24 protein-coding genes and 1 pseudogene are annotated in these 22,321 nt (G+C 71.5%); 9 read left to right on the forward strand and 16 right to left on the reverse strand.

Features of this window, described 5'->3' with window-relative positions; translation table 11 throughout:
• Positions 1-99 precede the first annotated feature (99 nt).
• From ABS772_RS09870 to epmA, 3 genes are read right to left on the reverse strand one after another with little or no spacing between them, the layout of a single operon-like run.
• Positions 100-723: a glutathione S-transferase family protein gene (locus ABS772_RS09870; protein WP_350394111.1), complete on the reverse strand. Its 624-nt coding sequence runs from the start codon at positions 721-723 to the stop codon at positions 100-102.
• A complete protein-coding gene (locus ABS772_RS09875) occupies positions 720-1,781 on the reverse strand; it encodes a lysine-2,3-aminomutase-like protein (RefSeq protein WP_350394113.1) in 1,062 nt (353 codons plus the stop codon). The genes ABS772_RS09870 and ABS772_RS09875 overlap by 4 nt, the downstream gene beginning before the upstream one ends.
• Positions 1,778-2,836 (reverse strand): EF-P lysine aminoacylase EpmA, encoded by a 1,059-nt coding sequence (epmA, locus tag ABS772_RS09880; RefSeq protein WP_350394114.1) that lies wholly within the window; start codon positions 2,834-2,836, stop codon positions 1,778-1,780. The genes ABS772_RS09875 and epmA overlap by 4 nt, the downstream gene beginning before the upstream one ends.
• Before the next feature lie 123 nt (positions 2,837-2,959).
• Here epmA and efp point away from each other — a divergent pair, with 123 nt between their 5' ends.
• On the forward strand, positions 2,960-3,526 hold the full coding sequence (gene efp / locus ABS772_RS09885; RefSeq protein ID WP_238254557.1) for an elongation factor P: 567 nt from the start codon (positions 2,960-2,962) through the stop codon (positions 3,524-3,526).
• Positions 3,527-3,530: 4 nt separating this feature from the next.
• Here efp and ABS772_RS09890 read toward each other — a convergent pair whose 3' ends face one another.
• Positions 3,531-4,517: a heparan-alpha-glucosaminide N-acetyltransferase gene (locus tag ABS772_RS09890; protein ID WP_350394116.1), complete on the reverse strand. Its 987-nt coding sequence runs from the start codon at positions 4,515-4,517 to the stop codon at positions 3,531-3,533.
• A 421-nt stretch (positions 4,518-4,938) separates the two neighbouring features.
• Here ABS772_RS09890 and ABS772_RS09895 point away from each other — a divergent pair, with 421 nt between their 5' ends.
• From ABS772_RS09895 to ABS772_RS09920, 6 genes are read left to right on the forward strand one after another with little or no spacing between them, the layout of a single operon-like run.
• Entirely contained in the window at positions 4,939-5,484 is a 546-nt protein-coding gene (locus ABS772_RS09895) for a cold-shock protein (RefSeq protein WP_238254561.1), read from the forward strand.
• Positions 5,481-5,990 (forward strand): DUF192 domain-containing protein, encoded by a 510-nt coding sequence (locus ABS772_RS09900; RefSeq protein WP_238254559.1) that lies wholly within the window; start codon positions 5,481-5,483, stop codon positions 5,988-5,990. Before ABS772_RS09895 ends, ABS772_RS09900 begins: the two co-directional genes overlap by 4 nt.
• Before the next feature lie 8 nt (positions 5,991-5,998).
• Positions 5,999-7,756, forward strand: a complete 1,758-nt coding sequence (locus ABS772_RS09905; protein ID WP_350394118.1) for a magnesium chelatase subunit D — start codon at positions 5,999-6,001, stop codon at positions 7,754-7,756.
• Positions 7,757-7,764: 8 nt separating this feature from the next.
• Entirely contained in the window at positions 7,765-8,676 is a 912-nt protein-coding gene (gene bchO / locus ABS772_RS09910; protein ID WP_407942979.1) for an alpha/beta fold hydrolase BchO, read from the forward strand.
• 44 nt (positions 8,677-8,720) lie between these two features.
• Positions 8,721-10,247, forward strand: a complete 1,527-nt coding sequence (locus ABS772_RS09915; protein WP_350394119.1) for a phytoene desaturase — start codon at positions 8,721-8,723, stop codon at positions 10,245-10,247.
• Positions 10,228-11,289 (forward strand): phytoene/squalene synthase family protein, encoded by a 1,062-nt coding sequence (locus tag ABS772_RS09920; protein ID WP_350394121.1) that lies wholly within the window; start codon positions 10,228-10,230, stop codon positions 11,287-11,289. Before ABS772_RS09915 ends, ABS772_RS09920 begins: the two co-directional genes overlap by 20 nt.
• Positions 11,290-11,326: 37 nt before the next feature.
• Here the strand turns inward: ABS772_RS09920 and ureG are convergent, their stop codons facing one another.
• The 9 genes from ureG to ABS772_RS09965 form a co-directional block, all read right to left on the reverse strand.
• On the reverse strand, positions 11,327-11,941 hold the full coding sequence (gene ureG / locus ABS772_RS09925) for an urease accessory protein UreG (protein ID WP_350394123.1): 615 nt from the start codon (positions 11,939-11,941) through the stop codon (positions 11,327-11,329).
• 16 nt (positions 11,942-11,957) lie between these two features.
• Positions 11,958-12,632, reverse strand: a complete 675-nt coding sequence (locus ABS772_RS09930; RefSeq protein ID WP_407942980.1) for an urease accessory protein UreF — start codon at positions 12,630-12,632, stop codon at positions 11,958-11,960.
• Positions 12,625-13,110 carry an urease accessory protein UreE gene (locus tag ABS772_RS09935; protein WP_350394127.1) on the reverse strand — a complete coding sequence of 162 codons (486 nt, stop codon included), beginning with the start codon at positions 13,108-13,110 and terminating at the stop codon, positions 12,625-12,627. Before ABS772_RS09935 ends, ABS772_RS09930 begins: the two co-directional genes overlap by 8 nt.
• 4 nt (positions 13,111-13,114) lie before the next feature.
• Complete coding sequence (locus ABS772_RS09940) at positions 13,115-13,600, reverse strand: DUF29 domain-containing protein (RefSeq protein WP_350394129.1); 486 nt, start codon at positions 13,598-13,600, stop codon at positions 13,115-13,117.
• A 32-nt stretch (positions 13,601-13,632) separates the two neighbouring features.
• Positions 13,633-15,345, reverse strand: a complete 1,713-nt coding sequence (gene ureC / locus ABS772_RS09945) for an urease subunit alpha (RefSeq protein WP_350394130.1) — start codon at positions 15,343-15,345, stop codon at positions 13,633-13,635.
• Positions 15,346-15,420: 75 nt separating this feature from the next.
• Positions 15,421-16,323, reverse strand: a complete 903-nt coding sequence (locus ABS772_RS09950) for a DUF1003 domain-containing protein (protein WP_350394131.1) — start codon at positions 16,321-16,323, stop codon at positions 15,421-15,423.
• A gap of 215 nt (positions 16,324-16,538) precedes the next feature.
• Complete coding sequence (locus ABS772_RS09955; RefSeq protein ID WP_350394132.1) at positions 16,539-17,099, reverse strand: HD domain-containing protein; 561 nt, start codon at positions 17,097-17,099, stop codon at positions 16,539-16,541.
• The gene (locus ABS772_RS09960; protein ID WP_238257714.1) at positions 17,096-17,716 is read right to left on the reverse strand and encodes an urease subunit gamma; all 621 of its coding nucleotides are present in this window, start codon (positions 17,714-17,716) and stop codon (positions 17,096-17,098) included. The genes ABS772_RS09955 and ABS772_RS09960 overlap by 4 nt, the downstream gene beginning before the upstream one ends.
• Positions 17,717-17,823: 107 nt before the next feature.
• The gene (locus tag ABS772_RS09965; RefSeq protein WP_407942981.1) at positions 17,824-18,738 is read right to left on the reverse strand and encodes an urease accessory protein UreD; all 915 of its coding nucleotides are present in this window, start codon (positions 18,736-18,738) and stop codon (positions 17,824-17,826) included.
• Positions 18,739-18,950: 212 nt separating this feature from the next.
• Between ABS772_RS09965 and ABS772_RS09970 the strand changes: the two genes are divergently transcribed.
• Complete coding sequence (locus ABS772_RS09970; protein WP_350394134.1) at positions 18,951-19,469, forward strand: flavin reductase; 519 nt, start codon at positions 18,951-18,953, stop codon at positions 19,467-19,469.
• 112 nt (positions 19,470-19,581) lie between these two features.
• Here ABS772_RS09970 and ABS772_RS09975 read toward each other — a convergent pair whose 3' ends face one another.
• Both ABS772_RS09975 and pucL read right to left on the reverse strand, forming a co-directional pair.
• Complete coding sequence (locus tag ABS772_RS09975) at positions 19,582-19,749, reverse strand: hypothetical protein (protein ID WP_350394136.1); 168 nt, start codon at positions 19,747-19,749, stop codon at positions 19,582-19,584.
• Positions 19,750-20,165: 416 nt separating this feature from the next.
• Complete coding sequence (gene pucL, locus ABS772_RS09980) at positions 20,166-21,008, reverse strand: factor-independent urate hydroxylase (protein WP_350394138.1); 843 nt, start codon at positions 21,006-21,008, stop codon at positions 20,166-20,168.
• Between the two features lie 154 nt (positions 21,009-21,162).
• Between pucL and uraD the strand changes: the two genes are divergently transcribed.
• On the forward strand, positions 21,163-22,047 hold the full coding sequence (gene uraD / locus ABS772_RS09985; protein ID WP_350394140.1) for a 2-oxo-4-hydroxy-4-carboxy-5-ureidoimidazoline decarboxylase: 885 nt from the start codon (positions 21,163-21,165) through the stop codon (positions 22,045-22,047).
• A 2-nt stretch (positions 22,048-22,049) separates the two neighbouring features.
• On the opposite strand, the pseudogene ABS772_RS09990 reads toward uraD, so the two are convergent.
• Positions 22,050-22,321 (reverse strand): annotated as a pseudogene (locus ABS772_RS09990) (8-oxoguanine deaminase); the annotation flags it as partial.

Here is a 22,321-nt window from a genome sequence, read left to right on the forward strand (position 1 = left end):
ATCTCCGCCGGGTTATGTCGGAGTGCCCCGCACAACCCCCGGCCATCGGCCGCGTCTCCACCGATCGCGACGGCGCAGCGGGAGTTCTGTGAGAGACACTCAGGTGAGCGGCAGCGACAGAACGGCCGAGGAGGCGGGCCGTTGCGCGAGCATCCCCAGCCAGCGGCGGATATTGGGCCGCTCTTCCCGCTCCAGCGGCAGCTGGAACCAGCGATGGGCCGCGAGCCCGACGGCGATATCGGCGATGGAGAAGCTCTCGCCCGCGACGCAGAGCGTGTTCGCGAGATGGCCGTCGAGCAGGGCGGCGCAGCGCTCGGAACTCGCCCGCGAGGCCTCGATCACCCGCGGGTCGCGGTTCTCGGGGGCGACGCGCACGAGCTGGAGGAAGGCGTCACGCATCGCCGGGGTGAAGGCGGTGGCCTGCCAATCGAGCCATTGGTCGACGAGGGCGCGGGCGCGCGGCGCCTCCGGCAGGGCCAGCGGGCCGCCATGGGCGTGGGCGAGATAGCGAAGGATCGCGTTCGACTCCCAGAGGACGAAGTCGTCCTCTTCCAGCGTCGGCACGAGACCGTTGGGGTTCATCGCGCGGTAGGCGGTGTCGCCGACGACGCCGTGGGCGCCGCCCGCCTCGATATGCTCGTAGGGAAGCTCGAGTTCGTCGAGCGCCCAGAGTGCCTTCTGGACGTTGACGGAGCTGGCCCGTCCCCACAGCTTGCGCGTCATCGCTCGTCCTCGTCGTCCGTTTCGGGGGGATAAGGGTGAACGGTTCCCTGCGGATCGGTCACCTGCCACGTGGCGCCCGATTCTTCGAGATAGCCCGGCCCCACCGGTACCTTGCCGTGGCCGCCCGGAATGTCGAGCACGTAGAGCGGTTGGGCGAGGCCCGAGAGGCGGCCGCGTAGCTGCCGCATCAGCGCCTGTCCCTCCGGAAGGTCCGTCCGCAGATGACCCGTTCCCGGCGCGAGGTCGCCGTGATGGAGGTAGTAGGGCTTGATGCGGTTCTCGACGAAACGGCGCATCAGGGCCTCCAGCGTGGCCGCGTCGTCGTTGACGCCGCGCAGGAGCACGCTCTGGCTCACCATCGGGATGCCGGCATCGACCAGCCGGGCGATGGCCGCGCGGGCGGCCGGCGCGAACTCCCGCGGATGGTTGGCGTGGAGCGCCACGAAGACCGCGCCGGGAAAGCTCTTGAGGGCTGCGACGAGGGCCGCGTCGACGCGGGCCGGCTCCACCACCGGCACGCGGGTGTGGAAGCGCAGCACCCGCACATGCGGAATCGCGCCGAGCGCCCGCGTGATGGAGGCGAGCCGCCGGGGCGAGAGGGCGAAGGGATCGCCTCCCGTGACGACCACCTCCCAGATCTCCGGGTGCGCGGCGACGTAGCGGTAGGCCGCGGCCAAGTCCGCCTCGCTCAGGCTGCCGTGGCCGGCGGGCCCGACGCGCTCGCGGCGGAAGCAGAACCGGCAATAGACCGGGCAGACGTGGAGCGGCTTGAGCAGCACCCGGTCGGGATAGCGGTGAACGATGCCGGCAACCGGTGCATGCGCGTCGTCGCCGATCGGGTCGGCGCGCTCCACCGCCCGCGTCTCGACCTCCTCCGCGCGCGGGATGAACTGCCGGGCGATCGGATCGTCGGGATCGGTGCCGTCGATCAGTTCGGCCATGTCGGCGGTCACCGATACGGCGTAGCGGGACGCGACCCGCTCCAGGGCGAGAAGGTCGGCCGCGTCCACCAGCCCGGCGCGGGCGAGAGCCGTCGCGCTCTTCAGGGCGAGGCTCACCGCGCCCGGCTCCGGGCGACCGGCGTCCAGATCACGTCGTCGATACGGGGCGCGCCGGTGGCCAGCATCACCAGCCGGTCGAAGCCCAGCGCGATGCCGCTGGCCTCGGGCATCACGGCGAGAGCCTCCAGGAACTCCTCGTCGATGGGATAGCGCTCGCCGTAGACGCGGGCCTTCTCCGCCATCTCCGCTTCGAAGCGGCGGCGCTGCTCGGCCGGGTCGGTGAGCTCGCCGAAGGCGTTGGCGAGCTCGACGCCGCAGGCATAGAGCTCGAACCGCTCGGCGACGCGGGGGTCGCGCGGGCTCGGCCGGGCGAGCGCCGCCTCGCTCACCGGGTACTCGCACAGGATGGTTGGGCGGCCCTGCCCGAGATGCGGCTCGATCAGCCCGACGAGGACGCGGCTGAACAGGTCGGCCCAGGTGTCGTCCGGCGCGACGCGAAGGCCGCGGGTCATGACGGCGTCGGCGAGCCCGTCGCGGTCCGTCGCGCCCTCGGGCGAGATCGTCGCGAGGAGGTCGATGGCGGCGTAGCGGTGGAAGGCCTCGGCCAGGGTGAGCCGCTCGAAGGGCGCGGACGGATCGGCCTCGCGTCCGCGGAAGGTCAGGCGCCGGGCGCCCGCGGTCTCGGCGGCGAGCGCCAGCAGCGCGGCGCAATCCTGCATCAGCGCATCGTAATCCTCGCCCGCGCGATACCATTCGAGCATCGTGAATTCGGGATGGTGGAGCGCGCCGCGCTCGCGGTTGCGGAAGACGCGGGCGAGGCTGAACAGGCGCGGCTCGCCCGCCGCCAGCAGCTTCTTGCAGGCGAATTCCGGCGAGGTGTGGAGGTAGAGCGGCTCGCGGCCGCCATCGGGCAGGATCGCCTCCGTGGCGAAGGCGGAGAGATGGGCCTCGTTGCCCGGAGAGACCTGGAGCGCGGCGGCCTCGACCTCGACGAAGTCGTGGTCCGCGAACCACGCGCGCAACCCCGCGAGGATGCGGTTGCGGGTGATGAGCAGCGGCCGGCGATCCGCGTGGAGGCCGGGATGCCACCAGGGCGAGGAGTCATGACTCACGCGAAAACAGCCTCCGGCTGGCAACCGAGCCGCGGATAGGGTAGGGCCTCGCGGATGATTCCGCTCACCCGGCCGAGACGCCGGTGAAGAGCCGCCGTTCTCGTCCAGCCAAGGTCCACGCTCGTGAAAGTGATCGCCAGTACCCTTCGCAAGGGCAACGTCGTCGACAAGGACGGCAAGCTCTACGTCATCCTGACGGCGGAGAACATCCACCCCGGCAAGGGTACGCCGGTCACCCAGCTCGACATGCGCCGCATCACCGACGGCGTGAAGATCTCCGAGCGCTACCGCACCACCGAGCAGGTCGAGCGCGCCTTCGTCGAGGACCGCGACCACACCTTCCTCTACCAGGACGGCGAGGGGTATCACTTCATGAACCCCGAGAACTACGAGCAGCTCGCGGTTCCCGAGGACGTGGTCGGCGATGCCGCCCCCTACCTGCAAGAGGGCATGGTGGTCACGCTCTCGACCCATAACGGCGTGCCGCTGGCCATCGAGCTGCCGCAGCGCGTGACCCTCGAGATCGTCGAGACCGAGCCGGTCACCAAGGGTCAGACCGCCTCCTCGTCCTACAAGCCGGCGCTCCTCTCCAACGGCGTGAAGACGAGCGTCCCGCCGCACATCACCACCGGCACCCGCGTCGTCATCATGACGGCCGACGGCTCCTACGTGGAGCGCGCCAAGGACTGAGTCCTCACGGCGGGGCCGCGGTGCCTTCCGCGGCCTCGTAGCAGCGTTGCGAGAGGCCCTGTGCCGTGGCCCGCTCCGCGACGGAATAGGGCTTGCCCGTCCCCCAGAGACCCTCCCGCCTCAGGGCGTCGGCCGTGCAGCGCGCGGCGATCCGGCAGGCGCCCGCCTCGCCGCCGGTGCGGGTGCAGTGCGCCGCGTAATCCTTGCGGAAGCCGGCGAGCCCGGCCCGCGGATGCGGCCCGGTCAGGGTCACGAGGCCGGTCAGCAGGGCGAGCAGCACCGGCTGGTGGATGAGGTAGACGGCGAGGCTGTGCCGCCCGGCGAAGGCCGCACCGCGCGCCAGGGGCGTGCAGGCCTTCCAGCGGGACAGCCGCGAGCCGGCGACCACCGGCCGGACGAGCCGGGCCAGGGCGATCCCGGCGAGCACCGGTCCGAACCAGGGAAACAGCGGCACCCAGTCGTTGCTGTCCGGGAGCCCCCGCCCCAATCCGAGGAAGTAGAAGACCGGCGCATCGAGCAGGGGATGGGCCACGACCCGCGGCGCCAGTACGACGGCGACGGCGGCGAGACCCGTGATCCAGGCCGGCAGGAACACGAAGGGCAGTCCGAGCAAGCTCGAGACGGCGATGCAGTGCAGGATGCCGAAGAAGATGTAGCTTTCCGGAAACGCGAACCGTGTCGCCAGCGTGATGAGCAGCGCGGCGCCGCCGATCTTGGCAAGCCGCAGGGCGAAGGGCCGCCAGCGCACGCCGTCGCCGTTGGCCAGCACGAGGCCGATGCCCACCAGCAGCAGGAATGAGCCGGCGATGCCGTGGGCCGCCAGCCGCCCCGTCGGCGTCAGCGCGAAGTTCTGAGGCGTGAGCTGCAGGAAGCCGAGGTCCCACAGCCCATGATAGGCCGCCATCGCCGCGAGCGCCGCGCCCCGGGCGAGGTCGAGGGCGTCGATCCGCCGGCTCGGACGGGGGGGCGTGGACGGGAACGAGGCGGGCATGGCCGCGCCCTATCACCGATCCCCGTTCCAGGCGAAGGGTGTGCGCGAACGCCGCTGCCTGCCGAACAGGCAGCCATGCGGCCATTCGAATCAGCCCTCGAATGATCTGCTCCCGTGCCGATTGTGACCGAGCCGACCCTAACCCCTTGTCCGGTCAAGCTCTCCCGCGTCGGATCGGGATCGGGACCGATCGACGTGACCCTCGGCACGGCGCGCGCGTGATGCGGCATCGACGCCATGGCGCCGGAAAATGATCAATTGAACTGTCCCGCTGCCGGCCAAACGGGCTTTCCGCGTAATCTGACTTTGTTAACGTAGCATCGGGATTGCGCCGCGCGATTCGGCACGGGTTGCTTACATGTCGAACGATCACGAACTGAGCTCCGTCGGGCTTCGCGTGCCGGACATGCGGGACCGCGCGATGGAACGGGAGAGCGAGGACGAGCGTCCGCCCGAGCTCTTGGAGATCGCCGGGCGCATCAAGTGGTTCGACGTCTCGAAGGGGTTCGGCTTCATCGTGCCGGATGACGGCTCGGCGGACGTGCTGCTGCACATCACCTGTCTGCGCCGGGACGGTCATCAGGCCGCGAGCGAGGGCGCGCGGATCGTGGTGGAGGCGGTGCAGCGTGCCCGCGGCTGGCAGGCCCATCGAGTGATCTCGCTGGATCAGTCCACCGCGCTCCACCCCTCCGAACTGCCGATGGCGCGCACGCATGTGAGCGTGACGCCGACGAGCGGCCTGGAGGTCGCCGTGGTGAAGTGGTTCAACCGCCTGCGCGGTTTCGGCTTCCTCAGCCGCGGCGACGGCACGCCGGACATCTTCGTCCATATGGAGACGCTGCGCCGCTACGGCATCGCCGAGCTGAAGCCCGGCGAGCAGGTGCTGGTCCGCTACGGCGACGGCTCGAAGGGTGCTATGGCGGCGGAAGTCCGCCTCGTCGACGGGGCGCTTCCGGCCTCCCATTGACGGTGATCCGCGTGCCCGTTTCTGCCTCCGTTTCAAAGCTGCTGCGACTCGCCGCCTGCCTCGCCGCGCTGGCGGCCGTGCCGGTGGGGCCGCTGCGCGCCCAGGACGCCGCGCCCGCCGCTCAGGCCGCGACCGAGCCGCTCGGCATCGTCGGCAAGTCCGGCCGCCATGCCTTCCAGGTGGAGGTGATGCGCACCGATGCGCAGCGCGCCAAGGGGCTGATGTATCGCCGCTCCATGGCCGCCGACCACGGCATGCTGTTCGATTTCGAGCGTCCGGCGCCGGCCACGATGTGGATGAAGAACACCTACCTGTCCCTCGACATGGTGTTCATCCGCTCCGACGGTTCGATCGCCCGGATCGCCGCCGATACCGAGCCGCTCTCGACCAAGGTGATCCCGTCGGGCGAGCCGGTGCTCGCGGTGCTCGAACTGAACGCCGGCACCGCCGCCAAGCTCGGAATCCGGGCCGGCGACCGGGTCGAGCACCCGATGTTCAAACGCTGACGGCGACGATGGCCCCGGAGCAGGATGATCCGGCCGGGGCCTGGGACGATGCGCTGCGGGCCGCCGCCCTGTTCGCCGCCGACCCGCACGGTCTCGGCGGGATCGTGCTGCGGGCTGGGGCCGGGCCGGTGCGCGACGTCTGGCTCGACCATCTCCGCAGCCGGCTCGCCGGGCCGGTGCGCCGGATGCCGCCGGGCATCGCCGACGACCGGCTGATCGGCGGCCTCGACCTGCCCGCGACGCTGCGCGCCGGCCGGCCGGTGATCCAGCGCGGATTGCTGGCGGAGGCCGATGGCGGGGTCGTGCTCGTGCCGATGGCCGAGCGGCTGGAGCGGGGCACCGTCGCCCGGCTCGCGGGCGCCCTCGATACCGGGACGCTGGCGCTGGAGCGCGACGGTCTCGCCGCGCGGCTGCCGGCCCGGTTCGGCCTCGTGCTGCTCGACGAGGGGCAGGAGGACGAGAGTGTCGCGGAGGCCCTCGCCGACCGGCTGGCGCTGCGCATCGACCTCACCAGCGTGAGCCTGCGCGCGGCCACCTCTCCCCGCGGGGACGAGGCCGGACGGCAGGGCGGGCCGGCGACCGAGCGGCCGAGCGGGCAACCCGTGGACGACCCGGTCGCCACCCTCTGCGCCGTCGCGGACGCCTTCGGCGTTGCCTCGCTGCGGGCGCCGCTCCTCGCCCTCCGGATCGCCCGTCTGATCGCGCGGGAGGCCGGGCGCGCGGAGCCGGACGAGGCCGACCTGATCGAGGCCGCCCGCCTCGTGCTCGCCCCGCGGGCGACGCGTCTGCCCGCTCCGCCGCCCGGCGAGGCGGAAGCGGCGGACCAGCCGCCGGAGCCGCAGCCGTCGCAGGAGGCGCAACGAGCGCTCGACGATGCGGCCGAACGGGACGAGGCACCGGCGCAACGGCCCGACGAGACGGTGCTCGACGCGGTCCGCGCCGCCCTCCCGAAGGATCTGCTCGCAAGGCTCCTCGCCGCCGGGCCGCCGCTACGCTCCGGTGCGGCCGGGCGGATGGGCGCGTCGTCGGCCTCCCCGCTGACGGGCCGCCCGGTCGGCAGCCGTCCCGGCGATCCGCGCCGGGGGCGGCTCGACCTGATCGCGACCCTGCGCGCCGCCGCCCCGTGGCAGCGCCTGCGCCGGGCCGAGGGCGATGCGCGCCGCGTCGTCGTCGCCCCGGAGGATTTCCGGATCCGCCGGCTGAAGCGGCGCAGCGAGACGACGACGATCTTCTGCGTCGACGCCTCCGGCTCGGCGGCGCTGGAGCGGCTGGCGGAGGCGAAGGGTGCCGTCGAGCTGCTGCTCGCCGAGGCTTACGTCCGGCGCGACCGGATCGCCCTCGTCGCCTTCCGCGGCACCGGCGCCGAGACCGTGCTGCCGCCGACGCGCTCGCTCGTCCGGGCCAAGCGCGTCCTCGCCGGCCTGCCCGGCGGGGGCGGCACGCCGCTCGCCGCCGGGCTCGACGCCGCCGCGACCCTCGCCCTCGGCGTGCGGCGCGCGGGCGGAAGCCCGGTCATCGTCCTGCTCACCGACGGGCGCGCCAACGTCGCCCGCTCCGGCCTCGGCGGCCGGGCGCTCGCCGGCGAGGAGGCCCTGGCCGCCGCCCGCCTGCTGCGGGCGCAAGCGCTGCCCACCCTGGTGATCGACACCGGCGCCCGCCCCGACGGGGCGCGCCGCCTCGCCGAGGCGGCGCAGGCGCGCTACTGTCCGCTGCCCCACGCGGATGCGGGCAGCGTCAGCGCGGCGGTGCGCGCCGCCACAGCCTGAGGCCCGGTTTGCTCTTGCCCCTCCTCGACGATGACCGGCCGGATTGGGAGCGCGACGGCCGCGACTGGCCGCACCGCGCCGCGAGCCGATTCGTCGAGGCGGCGGGCCTGCGCTGGCACGTGCAGGAATTCGGCGAGCCGGAGGCGCCCGGCCTGCTGCTGCTGCACGGCACCGGCGCCGCGACCCATTCCTGGCGCGGGCTGGCGCCGCTCCTGGCGCAGAAGGGTTTTCGCGTGGTGGCGCCGGATCTGCCGGGCCACGGCTTCACCGATCCGCTGCCCGCCCGCCGCCTCTCCCTGCCGGGGATGGCCGAGGCGGTGGGCGATCTCGCGGCGGGCCTCGGCCTGACCCCGCGCCTCGCCGTCGGCCACTCGGCCGGCGCCGCGGTCCTCGCGCGGATGTGCCTCGACCGCCGCATCGCGCCCGACCTGTTGGTGGCGATCAACGGCGCGCTGACCCCGTTTCCGGGCGTCGCCAGCTTCCTCTTCCCCGGCATCGCCCGGATGCTGTTCCTGAACCCCGTCACCCCGAAGGTCTTCGCCTGGAGCGCCGACCGGGCGGCGGTGCGCCGCCTCATCGACGGCACCGGCTCGCGCCTCGATCCGCAGGCGCTCGACCTCTACCGGCGGCTGTTCACCCGCGCGGGGCACGTCTCCGGAGCACTCGGCATGATGGCGAACTGGGATCTGCCGGCGCTCGCCCGCGACCTGCCGCGGCTCGCCACCCGCACGCTGCTGATCGTCGGCGGCGACGACAAGGCGATCAAGCCGGACGACGCTTTCGCCCTGCGCGAGCGCCTGCCGAATGCCCGCGTCGAGCTGCTGCGCGGGCTCGGCCACCTCGCCCACGAGGAGGCGCCGGAGCGCGTCGCCGAGATCGTTCTCGCGGAAGCCGGAGCAGCGCAGACATCGCCACGCTGAAACGCCTCTTGCGCTGGCGAGAATCCCGGCCATAGTGTCAACGTATGTTGACACTCGCCGTCAAGCCGATTGACACGTCCGGCCTCGATGCCCGGCCGCACGCGGTCGTGATCGGCTCCGGCTTCGGTGGGCTGGCGGCGGCGATCCGGCTCGGTGCGCGCGGTTATCGGGTCACCGTGCTGGAGCGGCTGGACCAGCCCGGCGGCCGCGCCCGTGTCCACCGGCAGGACGGCTTCACCTTCGACGCCGGGCCGACCATCGTCACCGCCCCCTTCCTGTTCGAGGAGCTGTGGCGCCTGTGCGGGCGGGAAATGGCCGAGGACGTCACCCTCGTGCCGATGCATCCGTTCTACCGCATCCGCTTCGAGGACGGCCAAAGCTTCGCCTATAGCGGCGACCGCGCGGCGATGCGGGCGGAGGTCGCCCGTTTCGCGCCGGACGACGTCGCCGGCTACGAGCGCTTCATGGCCCATAGCGAGGCAGTGTGCCGTGTCGGCTTCGAACGGCTCGGCCACGTCCCGTTCGGCAGCGTCGGGGCGATGCTGCGGATCGCGCCCGACCTGCTGCGCCTCTCGGGCCACCGCAGCGTCTACGACGTGGTGGCCCGCTTCATCCGGAACGAGCGGCTGCGCACCGTCTTCAGCTTCCACCCGCTGCTCATCGGCGGCAATCCGTTTCGCGCCAGCGGCATCTACTGCCTCATCGCTCATCTCGAGCGGCAATGGGGCGTCCACTTCGCCATGGGCGGCACCGGGCGGCTGGTGGACGGCCTCTGCGGGTTGATCCGCGGCCAGGGCGGGACGATCCGCTGCGGCGCGGAGGTGGCGCACATCCGCGTCGACGAGGGCCGCGCCACCGGCGTCCTGCTGGCGGACGGCGAAATCATCCCCGCCGCGATCGTCGTCTCGAACGCCGATTCCGCCTTCACCTACGGCACCCTGCTCGGCGGCACGACGCGCCGCTGGAGCACGAGGCGCCTGGAGCGCGCCGCGTCCTCCATGGGGTTGTTCGTCTGGTACTTCGGCACGCGGAAAAAATACCCGGAGGTCGATCACCACATGATCCTGATGGGCCCGCGCTACCGCGGCCTGCTGCAGGACATCTTCGACCGCAAGCACTTGGCCGACGACTTCAGCCTCTACCTCCACCGCCCGACCGCGACCGACCCGCTGCTCGCCCCGCCCGGACACGACGCCTTCTACGTGCTCGCGCCCGTGCCGAACCTCGCCGGTGGCCAGGACTGGGCGCAATGCGCCGAGCCCTACCGCCAGCGGATCGCCCGCTTCCTCGAAGCCTCGGTGCTGCCGGGGCTCTCCGATGCCCTCGTCACCTCGCGGGTGACGACGCCGCAGGGCTTTTCCGACGACTTCCTGAGCTTCCGCGGCTCCGGCTTCGGGCTCGAACCGGTGCTGACGCAATCGGCGTGGTTCCGCCCGCACAATCGGTCGGAGGACGTGGCGAACCTCTTCCTCGTCGGCGCGGGGACGCATCCCGGCGCCGGATTGCCGGGCGTGCTCTCCTCGGCCCGTGTCCTCGATTCCGTGGTGCCGGATGCCCGTGTTCGTGCCTGACCCCGCCATCCCCGGTGCCGACGATCTGGCTGCCTGCCGGGCCGCGATCCGCGCCGGCTCGAAAAGCTTCTTCGCCGCCTCGATGCTGCTGCCGCCCGCGGTGCGAATGTCGGCCTACGGCCTCTACGCCTTCTGCCGCCTCTCCGACGACGCGGTGGACGAGGCGGGCGGCAACCACGCCGCTTCCCTCGCCCGCCTGGAGCGGCGGCTGAGCGCCGCCGTCGCCGGCCGGCCCGCCGACCACCCGGCGGACCGCGCGCTCGCCGAGGTCATCGCCCGCCACGCCATCCCCGAGGCGCTGCCGCGGGCGCTGCTCGAAGGATTCGCCTGGGACATCGAAGGACGGCGCTACGACACCTTGTCGGAGCTCGCCGCCTACGCCGCCCGCGTCGCGGGGACCGTGGGAGCGATGATGACGCTGGTGATGGGCGTGCGCGACGCGGACGCGCTCGCCCGCGCCTGCGACCTCGGCGTGGCGATGCAATTCACCAACATCGCCCGCGACGTCGGCGAGGATGCCCGCGCCGGGCGCCTCTACCTGCCGCGGAGCTGGCTCGACGCCGCCGGGATCGATCCGGACGCCTTCCTCGCTGATCCGGGCCTCAGCCCCGGCCTGCGGCGCGTCGTGGCCGACCTGCTGGTGGCGGCCGAGGGGCTCTACGCCCGCGCCGAGCCCGGCATTGCCGCGCTTCCCCTCGGTTGTCGCCCGGCGATCCGCGCCGCCGGCACGATCTACGCGGAGATCGGCCGCGCGGTGGAGGCGAACGGGCTCGACTCGGTCACCCGGCGTGCCCGCGTGAGCGGCGCACGGAAGGCCCGTCTTCTCGCCCGCGCCGTCCTGCCCGCGGGCCGCACGGCGGGCCTGTCCGCGCCGCCGCTGACGGAGACCGCCTTCCTCGTGGAGGCGGTGCGGCACCATCCGGTCCCGGCCTCGCGCCGCCTGCTGCCCTGGTGGGACGTGTCGGGACAGGTCGTGCGCGTGCTCGACCTGATCGAGGTGCTGGAGGAGCGCGACGCGTTCCGCCGCTCGGCGCCGTCGTGAGAACAGGGGGTGCAGCCGCGCATCTCCTGAAACGACGTCACCCCAGCCCGCCGGCCTCGACGATGAAGCGCGCCACCGCATCCGCCCCGTGCCCTTCGCGCAGCGAGGCGAAGACGTAGGGCCGCGTGCCGCGCATCCGCTGCGTGTCGGCCTCCATCACCGAGAGGTCGGCCCCGACCAGCGGGGCGAGGTCGGTCTTGTTGACGATGAGCAGGTCCGAGCGGGTGATGCCGGGGCCGCCCTTCCGCGGGATCTTCTCGCCGCCCGCCACGTCGATGACGTAGAGGGTGATGTCGGCGAGTTCCGGCGAGAAGGTCGCCGCGAGGTTGTCGCCGCCGGATTCGATCAGGACGAGGTCGAGCCGGGGGAAGCGGCGGCGCATCTCCGCCACCGCGGCGAGGTTGATCGAGGCGTCCTCGCGGATCGCCGTGTGCGGGCAGCCGCCGGTCTCGACGCCGAGGATGCGCTCCTGCGGCAATGCCCCCGCCACGGTGAGGATGCGGGCATCCTCCTTGGTGTAGATGTCGTTGGTGATCGCGCAGATCTCGTAGGTGTCGCGGAAGCGGCGGCAGAGCTGCTCCATCAGCGCGGTCTTGCCTGAGCCGACGGGTCCGCCGATTCCGACGCGAAGAGGTCCGTTGAGGGATGTCATAGGATCCGAAAAATCCTCAGGAACGGAAGATGCGGGAATACTGCGTTTCGTGCCGGAAGGAACCGAGATCGAGCCGCAGGGTCGCGCTGCCGAGCGCGTCGAGATCACCGTGCTGGAGCGTCCCCGCGAGCGCGGCGACGCGGGGCGTGAGTGCGGCGAGCAAAGCCGTGCCCGCGCTCTGGCCGACCGGTGCCACCCGCAGGGCGGCCGAGACGAGGTTCTGCACGAAGGCGAGGCCGTAGGCCGCCACTGTCGCCTCCCGCGCGACGCCGTGCGCGCCCGCCGCCGCGCCGACGGCGACGGGATAGGCGACCTCCGCCGCGAGCCGGTCGGCGACCGTGGCGAGGGCGGGGCAGGGCCAGGCCCGCAGCGTCGCGTCGAGGAAGCTGCGGCCCTGCTGACTCGTCTCCAGGTGAAGCTCGCGGGAGGGGGCGAGCGCCAGGGCGAGGTCGTTGGCCTCGGCGAGGCCCACTCCGTCCCCCGCTGCCGCGGCGCGGTGGGCGGCGGCGCAGAGGATCATGTCGTTGCGCCCCGCACCGCGCTCCAGCACGTCGGCGAGCCAGTCGGCGAGGGTGGCGGCATCCCGCACGTCGCCGCACTCCACCGCCCATTCGAGCCCGTGCGAGTAGGCGAAGGCGCCGACCGGATAGGTCGGGGACAGCCACGCCATCAGCCGCAGGGCGTCAATCATGGGCGTGCGTGTGATCGTGCGAATGATCGTGGCCATGACCATGCCCGCCGGCATAGGCGCCGCCCTCGGGCCGGAACGGCCGCGTCACCGGCTCGGCGCTGCCGCCCAGCCCCCGCACCATCTCGGCGAGCACGTGGTCGTGCGCGATCCACACCATTTCCTCGCCGATCTCGGCCGGGATGTGGCGGTTGCCGATGTGCCAGATCAGTCGCTTGAGGGCGAGCGGGGAGGGCGCGCGGATCTCGAGCAAAGCCTCCGGCGCCGCCTCGACCCAGACGAGGCGGCCGTCCTCCAGCGCCAGCGCATCGCCGTCCTCGAGCACGGTGGCCTCGCCGAGGTCGAGCAGGAAGGCGGTGCCGCCGACGCCGCGCATCGCCATGCGGCGGCGATGACGGTCGCCCGAATCGAGCACGATGCGGTCGACGATCTCGCCGGAGCCGAGACGGTCGCGACGGATGACGCGGGTGGCGCGGATCATGCGATCACGACGGATCCAGGAGACCGGGCTCCTTCGGGAGGTAATCCGGATCGAGCGCCTGCTCGACGGTGAAGGGCGGCTGCTCGGGGAACAGGGTGAAATCGATCCCCGTCTCCTTGGCGGCTTCCAGGCGAGCGGTGACATAACTGTCCAAGAAAACCTCAGCCGGATAGCGTTTCAAGCTTGGACTCGTCTTCACGATTCGCCCAATCCGCTTGCGCTGCTCCCATAGCGTCGCCTGCCAGCCGCTCGACCGAGCGCCCGGCTGGAACTTCCACTTGAGAAGATGCGCCAGGAGAATGTCGAGGCGGCTCTCGATCTCGCGCTTCTCGCTGCTCCCCACGCTGGCGACCTCGTCGATCAGATTGCGAAGATCGAGTTCTTCGAATCGACCAGCGCCCAGCAGTTCGGCCTGGGCCTGGGTCCAGGCGTAGAAATCCGTCTCGTAGAGGTCGGCCGCCGGTGGCGGCCTCAGCGCGGCCTTGGTCATCGCGGGGCTTCCTGTCGGCAGCCGATCATAGCTCAGAACAGGAAATAGCGCTGCGCCATCGGCAAAACCTCCGCCGGCTCGCAGACCAGCAACTCGCCGTCGGCGCGCACGTCGTAGGTCTCGGGGTCGATCTCGATCACCGGGGTCGCGTCGTTGAGGATCATGCTCTTCTTCGAGATGCCGCCGCGCACGTTCTCCACCGCCACGAGTTCCTTCGAGACGCGCAACCGCTCCTTCACGCCGTCCTCGATCGCCGCCCGCGAGACGAACGTGAGCGCTGTGGCGAAGGGCGCGCGGCCGTAGGCGCCGAACATCGGCCGGTAATGCACCGGCTGCGGCGTCGGGATCGAGGCGTTGGGGTCGCCCATCGGCGCGGTGGCGATCATGCCGCCTTTGAGCACGAGGTCCGGCTTCACGCCGAAGAAGGCCGGGGTCCACAGCACGAGGTCGGCGAGCTTGCCCGCCTCGACCGAGCCGATATGGCGCGACACGCCGTGGGCGATGGCCGGGTTGATCGTGTACTTCGCGACGTAGCGCCGGGCGCGCAAATTGTCGTTGCCCGACGCATCGCCCGGGAGGGCGCCGCGCTGGCGCTTCATCTTGTCGGCGGTTTGCCAGGTGCGGATCACCACCTCGCCGACCCGGCCCATCGCCTGGCTGTCCGAGGACATCATCGAGAGCGCGCCGATGTCGTGCAGGATGTCCTCCGCCGCGATCGTCTCCTTGCGGATGCGGCTCTCGGCGAAGGCGAGGTCTTCCGGAATTGATGGGTCGAGGTGGTGGCACACCATCAGCATGTCGAGATGCTCGTCGATGGTGTTTTTCGTGAAGGGCCGGGTCGGGTTCGTCGAGGACGGGAGGACGTTCGCGAGGCCCGCCACCTTCATGATGTCCGGCGCGTGGCCGCCGCCCGCGCCCTCGGTGTGGAAGGCGTGGATGGTGCGGCCCTTGAAGGCCGCGATCGTGTCCTCGACGAAGCCCGATTCGTTGAGCGTGTCGGTGTGGATCATGACCTGCACGTCGTGGGCGTCCGCCACCGACAGGCAGGTGTCGATCGCCGCGGGCGTCGTGCCCCAATCTTCGTGCAGCTTCATCGCGCAGGCACCGGCGCGGATCATCTCCTCCAGCGCGCCGGGCACCGAGGCGTTGCCCTTGCCGGCGAAGGCGAGGTTCATCGGAAAGGAATCCGCCGCCTCGATCATCCGGGCGATGTGCCACGGACCGGGCGTGCAGGTGGTGGCGAAGGTGCCGTGCGCGGGGCCGGTGCCGCCGCCGAGCATGGTCGTGACGCCGGAGCAGAGCGCCTCCTCGATCTGCTGCGGGCAGATGAAGTGGATATGGCTGTCGAAGCCGCCGGCGGTGAGGATCTTGCCTTCGCCCGCGATCACCTCGGTGCCGGGGCCGACGACGATGTCGACCTTCGGCTGCACGTCCGGATTGCCGGCCTTGCCGAGCCTGACGATGCGGCCGCGGACGATGCCGACATCGCACTTCACCACGCCCCAATGGTCGAGCACGACCGCGTTGGTGATGACGGTATCGACGGCCCCCTCCGCATTGGTCGCCTGCGACTGGCCCATCCCGTCGCGGATCACCTTGCCGCCGCCGAACTTCACCTCCTCACCGTAGACCGTGAGGTCGCGCTCGACCTCGATCTCCAGGCTCGTGTCGGCGAGCCGGATTCGGTCGCCGGTGGTCGGTCCGAACATGTCGGCATAGGCGGCGCGGGGCAGACGGGCGGACATGGGGGACGCTCGGGTTCAGGGACGCCGGGGGAAGCAGGCAGGATCGATGCCGGGAGGACGGGGCATGCGCTGTGTTCAGCCCGCCGAATCGGACGAGGCCGGAGGACCGGATGCCGGGTCGGCCGGGTTCGCGGGCGGCGCGACCTCGGGGGCCGCCGGCTTCGAACGCTTCTTGCGCACGACCTTCTTGACCTTGACGACGGGCTTGCGCGCCACGCGGGTGCGCATCTCCTGGAGCATCTCGAGCTGGATCTGCTGGATCTCCGCGAGTCTCTGCCACTGCTTCGTGACGAGGTGATCCATCTTCTCGTGCAGATGCCGGATTTCGAGCTCCGCCTTCAGGTTGACGCGGTAGTCGTTGTTCGAGCGCAGCCGGTCCTTCTTGTCCTGCCGACTCTGGCTCATCATGATGATCGGCGCCTGGATCGCCGCGAGGCAGGACAGGACGAGGTTGAGCAGGATGAACGGGTAGGGGTCGAACGCCTTGGTGTCACCGATGGTGACGTTCACCGCCATCCACGTCACCAGCACCAGGGCGAAGCTGATCAGGAAGGCCCAGGACCCGCCGAAGGCGGCGAGCCCGTCCGAGATGCGCTCGCCGAAGGTGCGGTGCTCGTCGTAGTCTTCCTCGATGTTCTCGGCGATCGTGTCCTGGGCGGCGATGCTCTCGGCCACCTGCCGGTCGAGGTCGGAATACTCGCCGTGTTCCTCCGCCAGGAGTTCGGCGACGTAGCGGGTCCGGTACTTGGCGAGTTCCTTGACGCTGATGAGCGCGTCGTCGGGCAGGCCGGGATAGTCGGTCCGGATATGCTCGGCCAGGGCCGCGCGCAGGCTCGCGACCGGCACGAGGTTGCGGCGACTCATCTCGACGCCGGAGAGGGCGCAGACCGCGCGCTTCTTCGTCGATACCGGATGCGCCTCGGCATCGAGCACCAACATGCCTTGATCGCGCTCGTGCACCTCTTCGGTCAGGCTCATCGTCTGCCCACCCAGTGGCTGAGGAAGCGGTCGACCGCGCGCCGAGAGCCGCATCGGACCCGATTGCATCGGGTCGGCGTCTCCCGGTTCCCGTTCTACGCGTATGGCTGCAACGGAGCGGTTGCCGCTTCGCCGAGACGCGCTCTAGCCGAGAGCGGCGACGGCGTCACGTCCCGGCCGGAGCATGCCCGAAGCGGCGTCGGTCGGCGTCGCCGTCACAACGTCGCCCGCGCTTGCGCGACGGCGCGGTCGAAGATGGTTTCCAGGGCGGCGTTCGTGCCGCGGCAGCCGGCCACGACGTCTTCCGCCCAGGCGATGTAATCGACGATCCGCTGCCGCTCCCAGCCGTCCGGCGGGCTCATCGTCAGCGAGCGGAGATTGCTCGTCTTGTCGGCGACCTTGATCGCCCTGGCGCCGGCGGATTTGTGCGGCGCCGCCTCGACCTGCCGCCGCTTGCGCTCGGCTTTGGGAAGCGACTTGTCGTCGGTCACCTCGGCGACGAGATCCGCGACGCGGGAGCCGAACAGGCGGTCCAGTTCCTCGCGATCGGTCCGCGTGTCTTCGAGCGTATCGTGGAGCCAACCGGCGGCCACCAGGGCGGCATCCGGCTTTCCCGCCGTCTCCGCGAGGAGGGCGGCGACCTCCGCCAGGTGATTCACGTAGGGCTCGCGCGCCGTTCCCTTTCGGTGCTGCGTCGCGTGCCGGCGGGCCGCGAAATCGGCCGCCCGACTCACGAGAGCGAGATCGTCCCCCCGGTCCCGATCGATCGCGCTCACAGCGGCCCCATCACGTCGCCGCGGAACCCGAACACGGTCCGAGACCCGGAGAGCGGCACCAGCGCGACCTCGCGGGTCGAGCCGGGCTCGAAGCGCACCGCCGTGCCCGGCGCGATGTCGAGGCGCTGGCCGCGCGCCTTGTCGCGGTCGAAGACGAGGCCGGGGTTCACCTCGAAGAAGTGATAGTGCGAGCCGACCTGGATCGGGCGGTCGCCGGTGTTGGCGACCTCGATCACGGTCCGCGGCGCGCCCTCGTTGAAGACGATCTCGCCGGGCATCGTGGTGACGGTGCCGGGCACGTCCGCCGAGGGAATGCCGCGAATCGGGTGATGGACCGTGACGAGCTTGGTGCCGTCCGGGAACGTCGCCTCGACCTGGATGTCGTGGATCATCTCCGGCACCCCCTCCATCACCTGCGAGGCGTCGAGGACGGTCGCGCCCGCCTGCATCAGCTCGGCGACGGAGCGGCCGTCGCGGGCGCCCTCCACGACGAAGTCGGTGATGAGGGCGACCGCCTCCGGATGGTTGAGCTTCACCCCCCGGGCCAGCCGGTTGCGGGCGACCTGGGCGGCCATGGCAACGAGGAGCTTGTCTTTCTCGCGGGGCGTGAGGAGCAAGGCGGGCGTCCTGAGGCAAGGAGCTGAAGTGAGAGGTGGCCGGGGGTTGGGATCAACGCGAGCAAGGATCATGCTCGGGCCGAGGTCAAGCGGCTCGGCCCGATCGGTCAGCTCTGCCAGACGCGCGGCATCGGCCGTCCGCGCCACGCGGCGAGGAAACGGGCGGCGCCCTCGCGCAGGGGGGCGACCGCGGGGGCCAGCATTCGCACGGCGAGGTGACCGTTCCAGGCGCTCGCGCCGGCCTCCACCGCGGCGGGCAGCGCGCCGAGGAGAGCGCGGGCCTCGTCGAGCCGGGCCTCGGCACCGGGCGAGAGGTCGAGGATCGTCGCCAGCGCGCGGGCGCCGCCGCCGATCGCCGTCCGGGCCATGAGATCGGTGACCGCCCCTTCGAGGCGCAGGCTGTCGGCGTAGATGAGGCGGCCGTCGCGGCGGATGCGCCAGCGATCCTCGAACAGGGCCTCGTGCAGGCTCTCGTTCCGGGCGGCCCGGCCGAGCACCGCGATCTCGGCCACGAGCAGCGCGGCGTCGCCGGCAAGATCCGCCTCGAAGCGGCGCCGGAGCCGGGCCCGGTCGAACAGGATCGTCTCCTGCGGCAGCCAATCGAGCCGGGCTCCCGCGCCGACGCTCACCCTGTTGCCGACCGCCGCCTCCGGCCCGTCCGAGCGGTAGATCTTTTCCGCCGCGGTCGTGGTCAGCAGGCACGCCCCGCCCGCGTCCACCGCCACCGACACCTCGAATACGTCGCCGCAGGCGACGCCGCCGCCGGTATTGACCAGAACGCCTTCCAGCATCCGCTCGGCGCCCTGCCGGGGAAAACGAAGGCGCAGGGGACCGCTCTCGGCGAGATCGACGATCCGCGTCGGGGCGTCCGCCGCGGGGCCGGCCGGGGCGGCGCGCAGTCGTACGATGCCGTGGGAGCGCTGGCGGGACGGCGCGGGGCCGTGAGGGTCGACGGCGAGGATGGCACGGCCTCCGGGGAACAGGACCCGCGCTTCATCGGACAGGGACGACCCGATCCGCAAGATGACCGTCCCGGTCCGCCCGGTGCCATCCCGCACCGATCTTCGGCGGCCTCGGGCTCGATGCGACCGAGATCGGCCGCGGATGACCGATCCGGCCCTTGACCGGAACGGCCGGAACGCCCACCGCGTCATGCTTTCGCGAGCGCTCAACCGAGCCTTGCGACGTCCTGCCCAGCGATCGGGACCCGATCCGGCCCCGAGAGGCGAACACCATGACTTCATCCGACCTCGAGGCCGTGTCCGCCTCGGCCTATCGCGAGGCGATGGCCCAACTCGCGAGCGCGGTGCATCTCGTCACCACAGACGGCCCAGGCGGCCGGGCGGGCCTCACCGCGACCTCGGTGTGCAGCGTCAGCGACGGCCCGCCGACGCTGCTGGTCTGCCTCAACCGCAACTCCTCCGCCTATCCGGTCTTCCTGCGCAACGGCGTGCTCTGCATCAGCACGCTCACGGCAGCGCACGAGGGCATCGCCGCCGATTTCGCCGGACGCGTGCCGCGGGACAAGCGCTTCGAGGGACGGGTCTGGGATACGTTGCGGACCGGAGCGCCGGTCCTGCCGGAGGCCCTCGTCGCCTTCGACTGCCGGATCGTCGACCGGCACGAGGTCGGCACCCACGACGTCCTCATCTGCGAGGTCGAGGCGCTCGCCGAGATCCGGGACGCGAACGGCCTGCTCTACGCCGGACGGCGCTATAGGCTGCTGCCGGGCCGAAACGCTTCGGCCGGCTGATCGCGGAGCCGCCCGAGCCGGGACGAGACGGCCCGGCCAGGAGCTGGATCCGTGGAAAGACGAGGCGAGGCCGATCTCCCTCGTGCGGAAGATCGGCCGTCTCATCGGGGCGTCAGCGCGCGTAGTGGCGTGCGCGGGCGGTGTCGGGGTTGAAGCTGCTGCGAGCCGGCGGGCGCGGCGCGGCGAGGCGCGGATCCTGGCCCGGCATTCCGACGACGTCGAATGGACCGCCTGCGCGTCCGATGCTGCCGGTCGTCTGGGGCTGCGGAGGTGCGGTCATCCGGCTCCGATCCCCGGCGAAGGCGCCGCCCGCCGAGACAGCGAGCACCAGAAGAGCGGCTGAAAGAGTGCGTGCGGACATCGTGCGACTCCTGAACGTGTGTTCCGGTCCAGGATTTAAGCACGGAGTGGCGGCGCCGGTCATAGAATTTGTGCAGCGATGCCCACCGCACGATCACCAATTGCCCACCTAACGGTCAAAAGCGACAGCGTCGGCGAACCAAGAACGCCCAAGTGGGCCTCGATGAACCCGTTTTTCCTTCTTTTTATGAGGCAGTTACGTGGATTGCGAAGAAGTTTGCTCACACCATGGGCAGATGGCACGATCCTTTCCCGGCATGTGCGAGCCGACACCGGCCGTGCCGGCTCCGGGACTAAGCCGGCCGCGTCGCCGTGCCCCTGTCCCAGCCTCGGCGATCACTTCTCCCGGCTGATCGTCGCCTCGATCTGCCCGTGCGGTTCGTCGGTCGGCAGAAACACGGCGGCGCCGTTCTCGAGTCCGAACGGCGTCAGATCAATCGGGATGTAGTGCTTGTTGGGCATCGCGAAGCGGATCTGCGCGATCTCCGGCACGGACGCGAGCGCGGCTTCGCCCATCCGGTACATGCTGTCCTGGACACCGAAGCTGTAGCTCCCGCCGAAGGTCGCGAGCAGCGTGTCGAGGACCCGCGCGTTGGCCGCCTCGCAATCGGCGGGCATCGTGGACCAGGTCCAGAGCGCGTCCATGGCGGTGGCGGCGATGCGGTCGGTGGCGTCGGGCAGCGTGCGGTAGCGGTCGTCGACGAAGTCGGACCAGCCGGATTGCGTGGTCTTCATGAAGGTGAAGCCCTCCACGCCCGATTGCAGCACGGACCCGTCCCGGCGCGCCACCAGCCGCACGATCCCGAATCCGTTGCCGTCGAGGGTGAAGGTGTGGTCGTGCGGCGCCCCGGCGATGGCGTGGCGCCGCCAGCGGGTCTCCCGCGCCTCGATCGTCATCTCCTCGATCTGGGGATAGGTGTCGAGGAAGAGCGCCGCGACCGCCTGCGCGAACGCTTCCGTGCCGAGGGAGAGGTTTTGGGCCGCCACGACGTTGACGATGTTCTTCACGCTGTCAGTCGCCACGCAGGCGCGGTTGTCGGCCTGCGTCCAGGCGGCGTCGAAGGCGCCGCGCATCATGACCGAGAGGGTGAGTTCCCGCGGGGTGTGACGGTCGCCCTCGCGGGTGAGTCGCATCACCCGCACCCGCGCCTTGCCGTAGGTCGATGCCGTGAGCGCCATGCCGTCTCTCCCGCCGCCCGGTGCGGCCGAAACCGATCCTGCCCAAGGGCCGGCGAAGGGCAAGCGGAGCGGTGATGCGGCCGCCGGAAGCGGTCTATAACGCATCCTGCCGAGCGTCCGCACATGGCGGCGCCGGCTCGGCGGAGGCTCCTCCATGCCCGTGACCCTCGACGCACTCAATGTCGCCCCCGAACCGGAGTTCGTCGCCGCGCTCGGCGCGATCTTCGAGCACGCGCCCTGGGTGGCCGAGGCGGTGGCGGCCCGGCGGCCGTTCGCAAGCGTCGAGGCCCTGTTCTCGGCGATGCGCGAGGCGGTTCTCGCGGCGCCCGAGGCACGCCGGCTGGCCCTCCTGCGGGATCATCCCGAACTCGCCGGCCGTTCCGCCCGCGCCGGCACCATCGCCGCCGAGTCCATCGCCGAGCAGGCCGCCGCCGGGCTCGACCGCCTGAGCGAGCCCGAATACGCGCGCTTCGCGGCCCTCAATTCGGCCTACAGGGAAAAGTTCGGCTTCCCGTTCATCCTCTGCATCAAGCGCCACGGCCGCGCCTCGCTGCTGCGGCAGTTCGAGGCGCGGATGTCGGGCGATATCGCCCGCGAGCGGGAGACGGCCGAGGCCGAAGTCTTCCGGATCGCCGCGATCCGCCTCGATGCCCTCGTCACGGGGGAGGGGCGGTTTCGCACGACCGGGCGCCTCTCGACCCACGTGCTCGACACGGTCGCCGGCCGGCCGGCGGCGGGCGTCGTCATCGAACTTGCGGAGATCGTCGGGCCCGACGAGGCGGTGACGGTCGCGCGCGCCGAGACCAATGCGGATGGGCGCACCGACGCGCCGCTGATCGCCGGCCGGCCGGTGCCGATCGCGCACTACGAACTGCGCTTCCACATCGGTGACTATTTCCGCCGCGCCGGCCTCGACCTGCCGGAGCCCGCCTTCCTCGACCTGGTGCCGATCCGCTTCGGCGTAGCCGAGCCGGAAGGCCACTACCACGTGCCCCTCGTCGCCGGCCCGTGGAGCTACCAGACCTATCGCGGCAGCTGAGTTCAGCCGAACAGCTGCCGGGCGAGCCGCGAATGCTCCTCGCGCAGGCGTCCGGTCTCGATGCCGAGCGGCTGCCCGTCGATTACCCGCCAGCGCCCGGCCACCATCACCCGGTCGGCGCGGTGGGCGCCGCACAGCACGAGGGCCGCGAGCGGATCGTGGGCGCCGGAGAAGCGCAGTTCGTCGAGGGTGAACAGCGCCAGATCCGCCTCCCGGCCGGGCTCGATCCGGCCGATATCGCTGCGCCCGAGGCAGGCGGCGGAGCCTTCCGTCG

Origin of the sequence: Methylorubrum podarium, from assembly GCF_040270385.1 — a bacterium.
Lineage (GTDB): Bacteria > Pseudomonadota > Alphaproteobacteria > Rhizobiales > Beijerinckiaceae > Methylobacterium > Methylobacterium podarium.

Coding starts and splice junctions, on each gene's coding strand:
- ABS772_RS09920 (WP_350394121.1), top strand. CDS start 10,228: ATGCCCGTGTTCGTGCCTGACCCCGCCATCCCCGGTGCCGACGATCTG.
- ABS772_RS09935 (WP_350394127.1), bottom strand. CDS start 13,110: ATGATCCGCGCCACCCGCGTCATCCGTCGCGACCGTCTCGGCTCCGGC.
- ureC (WP_350394130.1), bottom strand. CDS start 15,345: ATGTCCGCCCGTCTGCCCCGCGCCGCCTATGCCGACATGTTCGGACCG.
- ABS772_RS09870 (WP_350394111.1), bottom strand. CDS start 723: ATGACGCGCAAGCTGTGGGGACGGGCCAGCTCCGTCAACGTCCAGAAG.
- ABS772_RS09915 (WP_350394119.1), top strand. CDS start 8,721: ATGTTGACACTCGCCGTCAAGCCGATTGACACGTCCGGCCTCGATGCC.
- ABS772_RS09905 (WP_350394118.1), top strand. CDS start 5,999: ATGGCCCCGGAGCAGGATGATCCGGCCGGGGCCTGGGACGATGCGCTG.
- ABS772_RS09895 (WP_238254561.1), top strand. CDS start 4,939: ATGGAACGGGAGAGCGAGGACGAGCGTCCGCCCGAGCTCTTGGAGATC.
- pucL (WP_350394138.1), bottom strand. CDS start 21,008: ATGGCGCTCACGGCATCGACCTACGGCAAGGCGCGGGTGCGGGTGATG.
- ABS772_RS09930 (WP_407942980.1), bottom strand. CDS start 12,632: ATGATTGACGCCCTGCGGCTGATGGCGTGGCTGTCCCCGACCTATCCG.
- ABS772_RS09950 (WP_350394131.1), bottom strand. CDS start 16,323: ATGAGCCTGACCGAAGAGGTGCACGAGCGCGATCAAGGCATGTTGGTG.
- uraD (WP_350394140.1), top strand. CDS start 21,163: ATGCCCGTGACCCTCGACGCACTCAATGTCGCCCCCGAACCGGAGTTC.
- ABS772_RS09970 (WP_350394134.1), top strand. CDS start 18,951: ATGACTTCATCCGACCTCGAGGCCGTGTCCGCCTCGGCCTATCGCGAG.
- ureG (WP_350394123.1), bottom strand. CDS start 11,941: ATGACATCCCTCAACGGACCTCTTCGCGTCGGAATCGGCGGACCCGTC.
- ABS772_RS09975 (WP_350394136.1), bottom strand. CDS start 19,749: ATGACCGCACCTCCGCAGCCCCAGACGACCGGCAGCATCGGACGCGCA.
- ABS772_RS09890 (WP_350394116.1), bottom strand. CDS start 4,517: ATGCCCGCCTCGTTCCCGTCCACGCCCCCCCGTCCGAGCCGGCGGATC.
- ABS772_RS09940 (WP_350394129.1), bottom strand. CDS start 13,600: ATGACCAAGGCCGCGCTGAGGCCGCCACCGGCGGCCGACCTCTACGAG.